Origin of the sequence: Klebsiella sp. YJ (genome assembly GCF_002108615.1) — a bacterium.
GTDB classification, from domain to species: domain Bacteria; phylum Pseudomonadota; class Gammaproteobacteria; order Enterobacterales; family Enterobacteriaceae; genus Klebsiella; species Klebsiella planticola.
This window is the reverse complement of sequence record NZ_MTEG01000024.1, coordinates 26,245-40,105: the sequence shown is the minus strand read 5'-3', so window position 1 is coordinate 40,105 and position 13,861 is coordinate 26,245. Positions and strand designations below refer to the sequence as shown.

The window sequence follows — 13,861 nt, the reverse complement described above, 5'->3', positions numbered from 1 at the left end:
CAGACCATCATCCCCAGAAGCGACCACGGTTTTGCCGATTAGAACCAAATCTCCGACTGGATGCCGAAGTTCCAGTTACCCCCGGCGGTAAAGCCTTTGCTACCAAAATCATCATTGATGGCGTAGTGATCCAGCGCTTTGTCCCAGTTCATCCACGTCACGAAGAACCGAATTTCCGGGCGAGCCTTGATATCAAACACATCGCCGACCTTAAATGTCGGCGCAAAGGTCAGTTTATAGAAATCACCGCTCACCGCCTGATACTGGTACAGATGGTCGTTATAACGGTAGCTGCGCCCGTTTGGGTTCAGGTCCATATACTGCCATGACGCTTCATACAGCAGAGCGAAATTACGGGTCAGCGCCTGCGAGACGCGCAGGTTGAAGGTCGCCCAGTCGTAGCGGTCGCCGTCGCGGTAGCGGTTTTCACTATGCTGGGCAATCACCGATGGCGCCAGCTGCCAGTTTTTCCCCAGCGGTAAAATGCCGTACGAGGCAAAACGTAACGATTTGGCATTCTCGGTGAGGTCGCCATCGCTACCGGGCTGCCGCGCCTCGGCGCCCAGTCCGCTGCCGTACTGCAGAGCACTTTCCGATACTCCCGGTGCCAGACCGTAGAACCGCTCTTTGTCGTGATACGCGAGCATCGCGTAATAGCCATTTTTCGCCGTATTGTCGCTGCGCAGAGCGTAGCTGCCGGTGGTGGAGGTATTATCTTTCAGCGAATCATTGCCCTGAGCGGTCATCGCGGTGGTCATCAGCTGCCATTTTTGCCAGAAGTGGTTTGCCGTGAACATCAGGTTCTGAATGTCGTTATCTGTGTAGTTATCGCTTCCCAGGTCGCCAAAATTACGCGCATAGAGCGAATAATCGCCGCGCAGGCTGTTGCCCCAGTTGACGTCGTAGATCCCGCCGCCGGTGCCGCCAAGGAACATGATATCGCTGTCGGTAAAGTGGATATCAAAGTTATCGCGGTCAAAGCGTTTACCCGCCCAGATCGACGCGTTCTTAAACGGTCCGGAGAAGTCGGCGAAGTTTCCCATCTCGACGTACAGCTGGCGCACGTTCAGATGATGGCTGTCGTTATCCTGTACCCACGGGTCCGGGTTGGTCGCACCATCGGCCAGCATCGTTTTGAAGCGTGCCCACGACCCGTCGCTGAAGGTCATCTTCTTGCCAAAGCTTAGCTCGACGTAGTTATCCTTTTCATTGCCAAGACGGCCAACGTGGGCATCACCGTTGAGCGAACTGGCCGGAGAGATACCCGGGCCACCGCGTGCGCCTTTGCCGTGGCTGTCAACCAGCATCCCGGCGCGGGCATAGGCATTGAACTCAAACCCGTCGCTTAGGCTGCTCTTCGCCAGCTGCTTGTCGGTCGCCTGCTGTTTTTGTTCGGCCACCGCGGTTCTTTGGCTCAGGGTCTGTATCTGTTTTTCCGCTGCCGCCGCACGTTGCTCGGCGGCGGTGGTCCGTTGTTCCGCCTGTTGCACCCGGCGGTTTGCTTCTCCCGCCTCACGTTCGGCATGGTTCAGGCGAGCCTCCAGCTGCGCCAGCCTTTGTTCGACAGAAAGCGGCGTGGCATCGGCGGCGAAGGCCGAAAAAAGGGCGCAGCAAACCGCTGCGCTTATCACAGAGATGCGCATATCAATCCTTATTTATTCCAGAGGTAGAACGGTGCAGGGGCGCCTTAGATGGCGTGTTTTTCTCCTGAAGCCACCGACGGGTCGGGCGGCGCGCGGCGGCCTGCATTGAGGTCGGCGCGAATCTGTTCGTAATGATCGTCAAGGCGATAGAAGCGCCCGATCCACAGCATTGAGGCAACGATCAGCAGCGCCGGGATGTAGAGATAACAGGCTTTAATCGCCAACATTGCGCTGTCGCTTTGTACCTGGTTAGCGATATAGCCGCCGGAAGAGAGCAGCACGCCGGTGATCGCACCCGCGCCGGCCATCGCCACTTTCCCCAAAAAACCGTTGATGGAGGTTAAAATCCCCGCCGTATTGATACCGGTTTTCCACACGCCGTAATCCACGGGATCCGCCTGCATGGAGAAGTAAATGGCCGTTCGCTGACCGGCGCCGAGGGACAGTACCACCGCCCCGGCAATCAGCCCCCAGCTGTTAGCGCCGGCCGCCATCATCATGCCCATACCCATGAGGTTAATCACGCTCGCCCACAGATAAACGTGGCGCTTTTTCATCCGGCTGGCGAGCAGCGGAACGGTGAGAGTGCCCAGCAGCGGGACAAACGTGGAGATCCCGGCAACGATCGCCGTCAGATCGTTATTGCCAACGTAGTAGTGGAAGAAATAGACCAGCGCCCCGGTCTGGAAGAAGAACGCGCCCCACATCAGGAAAATGTTCACCGCGAAGACCAACCAGGGACGATTGGCGCGAAGGCTGACCCACGCACGTTTTAAGGTCATCCGTTCTTCGGTGATGCGGATGTTCTCTTTGACGTTACGGAAGCTCACCAGCAGGAAGAAGGTGGCAATCACGCCGAAAACCACCGCGGTATAGAAGAAACCATCGGCCTGGCTACCGTTGCCCAGCGCCCCGACCAGCGGTAGGGTAGCGACCGCGACAATCGTTGCCCCAAGTGAGCCCAGCAGAATACGCACCGCCGATAGTGTGGTGCGCTCCCGCGAGTCGTTGGTCAGAAACGGTAGCATCGCGCAAAATGGAATATTGACCAGGGTGTAGAGAAACGACAGACACAGGTAGGTCACAAAGGCGTAGAGCAGCTTACCGGTGGTGCCAAAATCGGGCACGTAGAAGGCCAGAATACAGAGCACACCGAAGGGTACTGCGCCAATCAGCAGGTACGGACGGCAGCGCCCCCAGCGGGTGGCGGTATTATCGATCACCAGCCCCATCAGTACGTCAGCGACGCCATCAACCAGACGGGTGACGAGGAACATCAGGCCGACATAGTAGGCGGGAAGGCCCATCACATCGGTATAAAAGAACATCAGATATAAAGAGATCATCTGCCACACGAGGTTGCAGGAGAGGTCGGCGATGCCATAGCCAATGCGCTGCCGCCATCGGGTAAAGAATGTTTCTGCCATAAAATGCACTCGCTTATTGTTGTTGTTAAAGTCCGTACTGGCGAATAAACCAGGCCGGGGTACAGCTCCACGCATGGCAATAGCTGTTGATCAGTTTGCTGCCATAAGGGGAAAACTCAGGATCCGCCGGGTCAAAAATTTCCCAGAAGGTATCGGCGCCGTAGTTGATCATCGCGCCCCAGTAGGCCTTGATTTCGGCAATGGCTTCTTCACGGAGCCCGCACTGCAGCAGGGCGGCGATATAGTGATGGCGCAAATAGGGGGTATTCATGGCGATGGCCGGCGGATGGCGTCGCAGGTTATGCATGATCTCCCGACGCTGCCCGGCGCTACCGACTTCCGCCAACACCAGCCAGATCTGCGAGGCCCAGGAGACCTGGCGCTGTGCGCCGCTGACGTAAAATCCCTGCTTCTCATCCCACAGTCTCTCCTGTACCGCTGCGCAGAGCTGCTGCAAACGGGCGCGGTAGTCCGGCACTCGCTCAGGCTCAAAGCGCTCGGCCAGCCGGATGGCGCGGCGCAGGCAATAGATCAGCACGCCCTGAGCCGCGGCTTGTTTATTCAATGATGCCTGCCAGTCGATAAAGACCCACCAGTCATCGCTGTCGCGCACCAGGCCAGACGCTTCGCAGCGGGCCAGGGCGAGGTCGATTTGTCGACGCGCCGTCGGCCAGAGTTCGCGAGCGGTTTTGTCATCTTCGGTACTGTGCAGATAGTTATAGAGAATGTCGGCAAAAAAGAGAGAGTAATCAAAGAGAAAGGTATCATCAGCCAGCACGTCCGGCTGGACGAAAACGTTGGCTGACACCATCCCGTCTTCCCGGGTATGACCGGCAAACAGGTACAGACAGCGGCGGACCAGATCGTGGTGCGCGAAGGTGACATCATTGACCAACGCCTGCAGGCGTAAATCCCCGAGCCACAGGCGGCGGTCACGTTTCGGACCATCTTCAAACACCTCCTGCATACAGTTCTTCAGGGTCAGGACGGCAACCCGGTCAATAGCCTGAAGCTGCGGATCGGTGGTCACCGCCGGTGGGCAGGTTTGCGTTGCTGACGTCACGGCATTGACCTGGATCTGGTTGAGACGCAGGCGGAATTTCTCCGACACCGCCTTAACCTCCACTTTCAGGTAGCGAAAGCAGTAGCGGCGTGGCAGGTCGACGGCGGCGGGCAACACGTCAAGCCACAGGTCCTGCTGCTGCAACCAGCTGCTGCTGAGCCAGCCCTGATAATCGCTGAAGGGTTCGCACACTTCGCAGAGGGTTTCGCCGAAGGTCAATTGCAAATGGGCCGGGGCGTCGGGGGGGCTGCCGGCGCTCAGACAGGTGAAGTGCAGATAGCCGACGATGTGGCTGCCGAAATCGATGATCGCACTGTCACCGCTGGTCAGTTCACGCCGGGAAAAGTCCGCTAAGGTGCCTACTTCATCCCCGCGCCAGCCGAACAGGGCCTCGGGGTCGGCATGGGCTTGTATCACCGCCATCGGCTGGCGCGACTGGCTGTGCAGTACAGGTCTGAGCGCTTCGGCGGTACGTAAAAAATGCGGGTGGCGGGTCATCGCGACCTGCGCGTTGCGTTGAATGGCCTGTGACATACTGCGTCCTCTGAATTGATTTTCACGCAGCATAAGATGTCGACGCCCGCCACAACCACTCTGGCAATGCCAATCCCGTTGTGAAAATGGCACTGATAGTGGGGTGGGCCGGTTGACGATCACAATTCTATAAATCTTGTTCGTGGCAGTCAGTAAAATGCATTATCGTGCCACTGCCCGAATGCCGTTTTGGATATTGTTAACGATGATATTAACCGTTGAGTATTATTTCGCCGATCCGCAGGATAAGCTAGGGATGTACGCTAGCGATCCGGAAGATAACAGTCATGAACACAGTCACGAGTTTGCTGAACTGGTGATAGTGGACGAGGGGCACGGCTTACATATTATTAACGGCCGGCCATTATATATTCAGCAGGGCGACGTTTTTTATGTTCAGCCTGGGGATGTACATTATTATGATGAGCTTGGAACACTGAAATTAATTAATGTATTGATTAACCCCGAGGTTGAATTTCATTATTTACAGCATCTCGATTCGCTATTGCAGACCTTCTCTTCCCGGCAGGCCTCCTGCTACGGCTGGCTGGCGCCAGATGCCCGCCATATCTGCAAGGAACTGGTGGGGAAAATATTTTCAGCGGATGGCCAGCGGGGGGAAAACAGGGCGCTGCGGGAAGCCGCTTTTTTCCAGCTGGTCACGACCATAATGTATGCGGAAACCGAAGCGGAATACAGCAATACCAAATATAAACTGCATAAGCTGCTGACCTGGTTACAGGAGCACTGTTTTGAAGACCATAACTGGCAACAGCTGGCCGAAAAATTTCATCTGACGTCACGTACTGCTTTTCGCCATATAAAAGAAGCCACCGGGATGACGCCGGATAATTATTTAAAACGCCTGCGTTTAGTCTCAGCGCGAGTAAAGCTCCGGGAAACGGATATGACGATTACCGATGTGGCTTATTTGTGTGGATTTGCCAACAGTAACCACTTCACGACCCTGTACAAAAAGGTTTTTGGGGTGACCCCCAGCGAAGACAGGCGTCGTTTGCTGCGCTGAGGGAGCCACTATTTCAAGGCGACATTTTGTGCCTTCGCCCACTTGCGCAGGCGGGCGCTGGCGTTGGCATAAGGCGACGAGGTGTTGAGTGAAATCATCCGCCCAAGAGTCCATTTCCCATACCACGGCCGACCGTAAAGCGAATCATTGTCCTGGGCTTCGATGCAGGCGATAAGCCGCCGTTTAGCCTGATGCAGAGAATCGAGCAGAGCCGGGTAGTCCTGCGCGGGGTAATCGAGGTAGAACTTTTGCGCCAGCAGCCCAAGCTGGTTCCATTGAAAACCGGTTTCCGGGAAGTCGATGGGCTGCTGCGCTTCATCGCGAGCCAGCCATTTGAGAACCAGTTCATTCCATCCCAGCAGATAACAGACCAGATCGCGAACGCTCATTTCGGTGTTCTGTGCATGACCAGGAAGGGTCTTTTGCTCCGTCATCTCCGGGGGAATATGCGTCAAATAGCCGGCTAGTTTAGCGTAGTTTTTATTGATGGCTTGCAGGAGTTGCGCCTGGGTTTGCGGTACGCTCATAGCGAGTTCCTTTCGGTGGGATGAGTTGGTTATACGGTATGTTTGCGCAGAACGACGCAGGGGGCGACCGTGCTCAACAATCGGCGCCGTTTGTCGCCCGGGCAGGGCGCCTGCGTCGCTCATAAGATTAAATTTCGCCTCGCGCGCTGGCAAATGCGCAAGGTGGCGGGAGAAGGATTGTCTGCCAGCCATTGCGCGCAGAGAGATTGTACCCACTCCGCTCTCTCTTTACCCGCGTCATTCAGCCAGTTGGCCACAGAATCCTGGACATATCTCGACGGATCAGCACGCAGTGGGGAAAGTATTGCCAGCGCCCGCTGGGGCTGTTGTTTCAGCTCAACGATATGCGCGCACCAGACGCCGCGCGGGCGCAGGGACTCGCAGGCAAAACGGCGAATGTACTGCGATGCGCAACAGGTCCAGGGGGTGAGCAGGGCGATAGTAAGATCCAGATCGTGCGCCAGATGCGGACGCAGCGCCAGCCACGCCCATTCGCGAACACCAAAATGACTATCGTTGGCCAGGGGATAGATAGCGTGTAAGCGCGCCTCGAGCGTTAAATCCGGCGCGGCGCCGAGCATAAAACAGGCCCAGCCGCGCACCGTATCCGACGAATGAGCCGCACAGCGGTCGAATCCACTCTCCCCGAGTTCGCTCAGCAGCAGACGAGCCATACCCGCCATTCGTTTAACAATACCCTGCGCAGCCAATTCCTCTGCGGCCTGGTGGGAAACCGGCGACAGTTCTGGAAAGACTGAGCGCAGCAGAACGGCCTGATCGATGGCCAGGATTTCCGTCAGGTTGGCGCCTGGCAACTCTCCCCGCGAAAGCCGGTGCAAAATGTCGTCAGGGATATCCGCGACGCGGGTTGCGCCTTTACGTTGTTGTTCAACCGGCATGGGTATCTCCTTTTCCCGCCAGGGCACCGGCGGCAACTTTCGCCAGCAGTTCAGATAGCTGGGTGCGTTCTTGCGCCGAGAGAGGGCTGAACAAACTGGCTATCCAGCGGCTATGTTGGGCAAAAACGCGGGCGATAAGTTGCTTACCCTCAGAGGTTAATGCAATACGCATGGCTCGGCCATCAAGGGGGTCAGCGTGGCGTTCAATCAGCCGGTCGCGTTCGAGACCGTTAAGTAATCCGGTAATGGTTGCCCGGGTGACGCCGGCTTTTTCCGCCAGTACGTTGGGGGCCAGACCGTCAGGCGCGCCATCGAGTAAAAACAACAGTACGAAGCGCCCCTCGGATAATCCCCATGGCGCCAGTAGCATCGCGCAATCGCGATCAATCGCAGCGGCCAGTGAGAGGGTCTGAAAACAGAGACGGATCCTATCGACACCGGCAAGCTGAAGACGCCGGGCCTCCTGCAATAGCGAAAGATATTTCTGTTCAAGCTCCATAGCGGCCTCTGAAACATAGTATGGTGCCTAACTATATGGGTGGGTTCACAGACAATCAAATGTAAACGCGCGTTTTGTGAACATCAGCGTAAAACGTAGAGAGTGATGGCAAACCTGCCGCGAGAGCGTGCCGACATTTTGCCGGGTGGCGGCTGACGCCTTACCCGGCCTACAGGTAGTTGCGGATGTGATAGCGAAAGGCCCAGACTGGCGAGGGAGTTGATGTCATGCGCCGATCGTGTAGGCCTGTGTAAGCGAAGCGCCGCCGGGCAATGCCCTGAAGCGCACTATGCAGTCAGCAAGCCTGCAGGTAAATACAGGTGGTTGTGGATGTGATAGCGAAAGGCCCTCCTGGCGAGGGAGTTGATGTCATGCGCCGATCGTGTAGGCCTGTGTAAGCGAAGCGCCGCCGGGTAATGCCCTGAAACGCATATGCAGTCAGCAAGTCAGGCAGGTCGGTAAATCCTGCCTGTGTCGACGAATGGGGTTTATTCTTCCGGGGTATTGGCCCGCACATGTCGGCCGCTGGCGACAAAGTTGCCGGTGCCGAGATGATGCAGCGTATTGATCTTATCGTCGTCGAATTGCCAGCGTCCGGTGACGAAAGCGCGCTCATCGGCGGCGGCGGAAACCACCTCGCCAAACAGCGTATCGTACTGCTCCTGCGCTGCCGTTGGCGGCAGCAGTCGGCACTCCATCCACGCCAGACACTTCTCTTCAATCAGCGGTAATCCCAGTTCCGGCCCCTGCACAACGGGAATGCCGTAAGCGTTAAATTTATCCTCATCGCGTCCGCTGATGCTGCCGACCGCGTAGGTCCAGCTGGCAGCTTCTACGCCGGGAACCACGATGCCGAAGGTCCCGTTGCGCTCAATGATCTCCCTTGTCCAGGCACTTTTATCCACCACGATGGCGAGCCGGGGCGGGGCAAACTCCACCGGCATCGACCACGCAGCGGCCATGACGTTACGGCGCTGAGATGCGGCATCGTAACTGGTTATCAGAATGGTCGGGCCATGATTGAGCAGACGACTGGCGTACTGGAGTTCCACGTGGCGAAAACGGCTCATAAGCGTTCCTTGGTAAATGGGTCTGGTGCCAGACAACACGTTAATCCGCAATGAAATTGTAATCAATACGTCATACAGGCTGCCTATAGTCGGCACCACTAAATCCCAAAGAGGATAACAATATGTTAGCTCTCCTGTCTTTATCACAGGTGAGTGCGGCCCGTCGGCTGTTGACGGCGGGCGGAGCAACGCTTTCCCGGCGGGGAGGGCGATAATGCGTGCGCTTACCGGCATCAAACTCGACGGCGTTTCGTTCGCCTTCGGCACTCATACTGTACTGAATCAAATAGACCTGCATATCGATGCTGGCAGCATCGTGGCGCTGCTGGGGCCATCGGGCTGCGGCAAAAGTACCCTGTTGCGTCTGCTGGCGGGTCTCAGCGTCCCGGCAGCAGGCGAGATACGCTTTGGCGATCGTCTGGTGGCGAAACCCGGCTGGGGGATGGCGCCGGAGCAGCGCGACATCGGCATGGTTTTTCAGGACTACGCCCTGTGGCCGCATATGACGGCGGCGCAGAATATCGCCTTTCCTCTGCGTATGCGCGGCGTAGCGCGCGCTGCACGACAACAGCGGGTGAATGACGCGCTGGCGATGGTTGGCCTCAACGGTTTTGCCGATAGGAAGCCCTCCGGCCTTTCCGGCGGTCAGCAGCAGCGCGTCGCGTTGGCTCGCGCCATTGTTGCCGAACCGCGCGTGCTGTTGTTTGACGAACCGCTCTCCAACCTCGATAGCGAATTGCGCGAATCGCTGTGCGTTGAGATGAGCCGTCTGCTGCGTCAGCTGGGGATCACCGCGGTGTATGTGACTCACGACCGCCGCGAAGCCGAGCTGTTGGCCGACCGAATTGTTCATTTATCTGCCGGCACTGTTGCCGCCGTTCGCACCATCACTTCATCCTCCGGGGAACTCGCATGAAAACCGTTATGACCGTTAAGAAAGGAGCTGTGCTCGCGATGTTGTTGTCTGCCACCATGATGTCCAGCGCCCACGCGCTGACCGTATATACCGCCGGGCCGGGTTCGCTGGCGAAAAGTCTCGCCAGCGGCTATGAAAAGAAAACCGGGGTGAAGGTCAATATTTTCCAGGCCACAACCGGTAAGGTGATGGCGCGTCTCGACGCGGAGCAGGCCAATCCGCAGGCGGATGTGCTGATCTCCGCCTCCTGGGATACCGCGGAAGATTTGCATCAACGCGGCTGGCTGCTGCCGTACCAAAGCGCCAATGCCGATAAGGTCCCGGCGAACCTGAAATCTGCGGATTATGTTGCGCAGGGGATATCCGCACTGGGGATCGTCTGGAACAGCAAAAGCGGAACCCCGGAGCCGAAAGAGTGGCGCGACCTGACCGAAGCGGCGTTTAAAGATAAGGTCACCACGCCAGATCCGGCGCTCTCCGGCGCATCGCTGGATTTGCTGATCGGGTTACAAAATGGCATGGGCGACAAGGCCTGGGCATTGTTCGACGATCTGAAAAAGAACGGTATGGTGGTCAGCGGGCCGAACGCTCAGGCGGTGACACCGGTGATGCAGGGGGCGAAAGCGGCGGTGTTCGGCGCGGTGGACTATGTCTCTTACGGTAATATCGACCAGGGGGAGTCCCTGAAGGTGATTTTCCCCGCCAGCGGTACGGTGATTGCCCCGCGGCCGATGATGATCCTCAAAACCACGGCGCATGCTGACGATGCCAAAGCCTTCGTCGACTATGTCCTGTCGCCGGAAGGCCAGGCGCTGGTCGCCGGCGCGTGGCTGATGCCCGCCCGTAGCGATATTCCGGCTAAACGTCCGCTGCTTAATGAACTGAAAATTCTGCCGACCACCGGCGATGGCAGCAGCGAACGCAGCGCGGTGCTTTCCCGCTTTAATACGCTTTTCGCCCAGTAAACCAACTTTTCCCGGGTTGCGAAAGTTTGCTCGGGCACATTTCCCGAAGGCGGCGCTGGCGCGCCTGTCCGGGCTACTGGACCGCAGACGGCTGTGAACCTGTAGCCCGGCTAAGCGCAGCGCGAGCCGGGTAAGATCGTATCCAGGACTCTACCGTGAAAGAGAAACTGATTTCCAGCGTCACCCTGACGGTGCTACTGGTGCTGGTGGCGTTACCGCTTTTATTCATCGTCTTGCAGGCTATTTTCCCTCATTTTAGCGCCGGTTCCCTGAGCGGGGCGCTGACGGGCGTACCGATGCTGTTAGCCGATCCTCAGCTCCTGCCGATGCTCCGCGGTACCCTGTGGGTGGCCAGCGGCGTCGCGCTGATGAGCGTGGTTATCGGCCTGCCGCTGGGGGTGCTGCGCGGCCTGTTTAATGTTCCGCTGCCGCGCCTGTGGGATCTGCTGTTCCTGATCCCGTTCCTCACGCCGCCGTATATCGCGGCGCTGTCGTGGATGCTGGTGCTGCAAAGCAACGGCTATCTGCAACAGTTAACCGGTTGGGATCTGAACGATCTGCTGTTCAGCCGCGGCGGGATCGTGCTGGTGATGACCTTTAATATCTTCCCGGTGGTCTATTTTGCCGTTTCCCGCAGCCTGCTGGCGAGCGGTCAGCGGCTGGCGATTGTCGCACGTGTTCATGGCGCCAGCGCCTGGCGAGCCTTCTGGCATATTACGCTGCCGATGCTTTCCCCGGCGCTGGCGGCAGGGATGCTGCTGGCGTTTACTCTGGCAATTGAGGAGTTTGGCGTCCCGGCGGCGTTGGGATCGCGGGCCGGACTGGTGATGCTTACCGTCGGTATTGAGAAAAAGCTGGCCGACTGGCCCATCGATCTGCCCGGCGCGTCGCTGCTGTCGCTGCTGCTGATTGGGGTTGCGCTGCTGGCCTGGTGGCTGCAAAAGCGGTTGGTGGGGGATACTGAGGTCACCAGCGTGACCGGTAAGCCGGGGGAAAATAGCGGGGCGGAACTGGGGTGGCTGGCGTTGCCCGCTGTTCTACTGATGCTGGGTATCGGAGGCATCGCGGTGGTGCTGCCGGGGGCGGCAATGGTCCTGACCGGCCTGATGGGGACCTTATCAGGCGGCATTCATGCCGATAATTTTACCTTCCGCCATTTTGCCGCGCTGTTTGCCAGCCAGGGGGATGCGCTGTCGGCTCTGGGCACCAGCCTTTCTCTGGCGCTGGCGTCGGCGCTGATCGTCGGCCTGGTGGGGCTGATTGTCGCGTGGCTGGTGCTGGTGCAGAAAATCAAAGGCCGTGGCATCGTCGATGCGCTATCGCTGATGCCGGCGGCGCTGCCCGGGGTTGTCGTGGGCGTCGGGTTGATTCTGCTGTGGAACCAGCCGTTCTGGCCGGTTTCGCCCTATAACAGCGGATGGATGTTGCTATTGTCATACTGTTGTCTGCTGCTGCCGTGGCCGGTGCGCTATGTTGGCAGCGCCCTGCGCCAGCTGGGGAGTAATCTCGAACCGGCGGCGCGGGTCCACGGCGCATCGCCGCTGCGGGCGCTGCGGCTGATTGTGCTGCCGCTGGTCTTTCCGGCGCTGCTGGCGGCGATGCTGATGGTGTTTGCCGTCGCTTCGCGCGAACTGGTGACGTCGCTGCTGCTGGCGCCGGCGGGGACGCAAACCGTGGCGGTATTTATCTGGCGTCAGTTTGAGCAGGGGTCAATCGGCCAGGGGATGGCCATGGCTTCGCTGACGCTGTTGAGCGGCCTGGCGCTGATGCTCGGCGCGCTGGCCCTGATGCAACGCAGCACGCGCGGTTAATGGTGACCGCACAAAATATGCAATCGGCGGGGAAAACCAGGCTATAAATGTCGGACACCGATTGCTGGAGGCATTGATGAGTCGATTTTTAAGCGCTTATTTTTCTCGTCTGGGCTGGACGGGAACCCCTGATGTATCGCTTAACACCTTGCGCGAACTGCATATTCACCACAATGGCGCGATCCCGTTTGAAAATCTGGATGTCCTGCTGCCCAGAGAGATCCATCTCGACGACCGAACGCTGGAAGAGAAGCTGATTCATGGCCGTCGCGGCGGTTACTGCTTTGAGCAAAATGGGCTGCTGGAGCGGGTACTTCGCGAGCTGGGTTTTCACGTCCGTAGTCTGCTGGGGCGCGTAGTGCTGGCCAATCCGGCGCAGATGCCGCCGCGAACCCATCGTCTGCTGTTGGTCGAGGTCGACGGTGAGCGCTGGATTGCCGATGTCGGCTTCGGCGGCCAGACCCTGACCGCGCCTGTCCGGCTGCTGGCGGATGCGGAACAGTCAACCCCGCACGGTGTCTACCGACTGATTTGCGAAGGGGATGAGTGGACGTTGCAGTACAGCCATCACGGCCACTGGCAGTCGATGTACGTTTTCGACCTCGGGCGCCAGTATGCCGCTGACTATGTCATGGGGAATTTCTGGTCGGCGCACTGGCCGCAGTCGCATTTCCGCCACCATCTGCTGATGTGCCGTCATTTACCGGACGGCGGGAAAATGACTTTAACCAACTTCCACTTCACCCATTGGGATAACGCCCATGTGGTCGAGAAGATTGATTTACCGGATGTTCCGGCGCTGTATGAAGCGCTGCAAACCCGCTTCGGTATTGGCGTCGATGATGCCAGATATGGCTTTACGGAAGGCGAGCTCGCAGCGGTCATGGCGGCGTTTGATACCCACCCGGAGGCGGGGAAGTAAGGGTTACTCCGTCCAGGCAGAGAGGCGGTCGGCCGCGCAGGCGGACCGCCTGTATCGCATCGGTAGACCCGCACGGCCGCCGGGACGACAGTCTGCTTCCGGCCCCTGGCAGGTCTCCGCCTCCGTTATCCTCGCGTGGGGTACCGCGGCGCAGGAATATCCGTTAAGCTGAATATTTTGCCGCTGCCGAACGACCAGTCCTCCGGCCCGGTAAATCCAATGACCACCATGATATTCTGCGGGCCGATCCCCAACGAACGTTCCAGTCTGGCGACTAAATTTTGATAAAAAGCCTGTTTCTGATGAGGGCTGCGCGCTTTGCCAGCCGTTATCTGAAACAGCAGATAATCGTCGCTGCGGCTGCCCTCTGCGCCGCAGAGATAGTCAGGGTCAAACACGCGCTGTTGTGGGCTGTAGCAGTCAAAAAGCTGAAAACAGTCGCCAGCCGGTACCGAAAAATGCTCTTCAAGCGCCTGCTGCAAATCCCTGGAGATTTGAACGTGCCATTTCTCGAAATGCTGCGCAGAAATGGCGATGCGGGTCATGGGCATAAGCGTC

The 13,861-nt window shown here is 58.2% G+C and carries 13 protein-coding genes; 5 read left to right on the top strand and 8 right to left on the bottom strand.

Going from position 1 to position 13,861, the window contains the following annotated elements; all coding sequences use genetic code 11:
• Positions 1–38: 38 nt before the first annotated feature.
• From BV390_RS22235 to BV390_RS22225, 3 genes are read right to left on the bottom strand one after another with little or no spacing between them, the layout of a single operon-like run.
• Positions 39–1,643, bottom strand: a complete 1,605-nt coding sequence (locus BV390_RS22235; RefSeq protein WP_085397355.1) for a carbohydrate porin — start codon at positions 1,641–1,643, stop codon at positions 39–41.
• A gap of 44 nt (positions 1,644–1,687) precedes the next feature.
• Positions 1,688–3,070 (bottom strand): MFS transporter, encoded by a 1,383-nt coding sequence (locus BV390_RS22230; protein ID WP_085397354.1) that lies wholly within the window; start codon positions 3,068–3,070, stop codon positions 1,688–1,690.
• A gap of 25 nt (positions 3,071–3,095) precedes the next feature.
• Complete coding sequence (locus tag BV390_RS22225; protein WP_085397353.1) at positions 3,096–4,667, bottom strand: alpha-L-rhamnosidase-related protein; 1,572 nt, start codon at positions 4,665–4,667, stop codon at positions 3,096–3,098.
• Between the two features lie 205 nt (positions 4,668–4,872).
• On the opposite strand from BV390_RS22225, the gene BV390_RS22220 reads away from it, so the two are divergent.
• Positions 4,873–5,694 carry a helix-turn-helix domain-containing protein gene (locus BV390_RS22220; protein WP_004861650.1) on the top strand — a complete coding sequence of 274 codons (822 nt, stop codon included), beginning with the start codon at positions 4,873–4,875 and terminating at the stop codon, positions 5,692–5,694.
• An 8-nt stretch (positions 5,695–5,702) separates the two neighbouring features.
• Here the strand turns inward: BV390_RS22220 and BV390_RS22215 are convergent, their stop codons facing one another.
• The 4 genes from BV390_RS22215 to BV390_RS22200 form a co-directional block, all read right to left on the bottom strand.
• Positions 5,703–6,221 (bottom strand): ClbS/DfsB family four-helix bundle protein, encoded by a 519-nt coding sequence (locus BV390_RS22215; protein WP_085397352.1) that lies wholly within the window; start codon positions 6,219–6,221, stop codon positions 5,703–5,705.
• Between the two features lie 119 nt (positions 6,222–6,340).
• On the bottom strand, positions 6,341–7,120 hold the full coding sequence (locus tag BV390_RS22210; RefSeq protein WP_085397351.1) for a DNA alkylation repair protein: 780 nt from the start codon (positions 7,118–7,120) through the stop codon (positions 6,341–6,343).
• Entirely contained in the window at positions 7,110–7,619 is a 510-nt protein-coding gene (locus BV390_RS22205; protein ID WP_032699942.1) for a MarR family winged helix-turn-helix transcriptional regulator, read from the bottom strand. Before BV390_RS22205 ends, BV390_RS22210 begins: the two co-directional genes overlap by 11 nt.
• Before the next feature lie 488 nt (positions 7,620–8,107).
• The gene (locus BV390_RS22200; RefSeq protein ID WP_004861659.1) at positions 8,108–8,689 is read right to left on the bottom strand and encodes a flavin reductase family protein; all 582 of its coding nucleotides are present in this window, start codon (positions 8,687–8,689) and stop codon (positions 8,108–8,110) included.
• 211 nt (positions 8,690–8,900) lie between these two features.
• Here BV390_RS22200 and BV390_RS22195 point away from each other — a divergent pair, with 211 nt between their 5' ends.
• The 4 genes from BV390_RS22195 to nhoA all read left to right on the top strand — a co-directional run bounded on the left by BV390_RS22195 (position 8,901) and on the right by nhoA (position 13,303).
• The gene (locus tag BV390_RS22195) at positions 8,901–9,605 is read left to right on the top strand and encodes an ABC transporter ATP-binding protein (RefSeq protein WP_163921533.1); all 705 of its coding nucleotides are present in this window, start codon (positions 8,901–8,903) and stop codon (positions 9,603–9,605) included.
• On the top strand, positions 9,602–10,570 hold the full coding sequence (locus BV390_RS22190; RefSeq protein WP_032687846.1) for an ABC transporter substrate-binding protein: 969 nt from the start codon (positions 9,602–9,604) through the stop codon (positions 10,568–10,570). Before BV390_RS22195 ends, BV390_RS22190 begins: the two co-directional genes overlap by 4 nt.
• A 155-nt stretch (positions 10,571–10,725) precedes the next feature.
• Entirely contained in the window at positions 10,726–12,381 is a 1,656-nt protein-coding gene (locus tag BV390_RS22185) for an ABC transporter permease (protein WP_085397350.1), read from the top strand.
• Positions 12,382–12,457: 76 nt separating this feature from the next.
• Positions 12,458–13,303: an N-hydroxyarylamine O-acetyltransferase gene (nhoA, locus tag BV390_RS22180; RefSeq protein ID WP_032687844.1), complete on the top strand. Its 846-nt coding sequence runs from the start codon at positions 12,458–12,460 to the stop codon at positions 13,301–13,303.
• Between the two features lie 125 nt (positions 13,304–13,428).
• Here the strand turns inward: nhoA and BV390_RS22175 are convergent, their stop codons facing one another.
• Positions 13,429–13,854 (bottom strand): tautomerase family protein, encoded by a 426-nt coding sequence (locus BV390_RS22175; RefSeq protein ID WP_085397349.1) that lies wholly within the window; start codon positions 13,852–13,854, stop codon positions 13,429–13,431.
• Between the last annotated feature and the right edge of the window lie 7 nt (positions 13,855–13,861).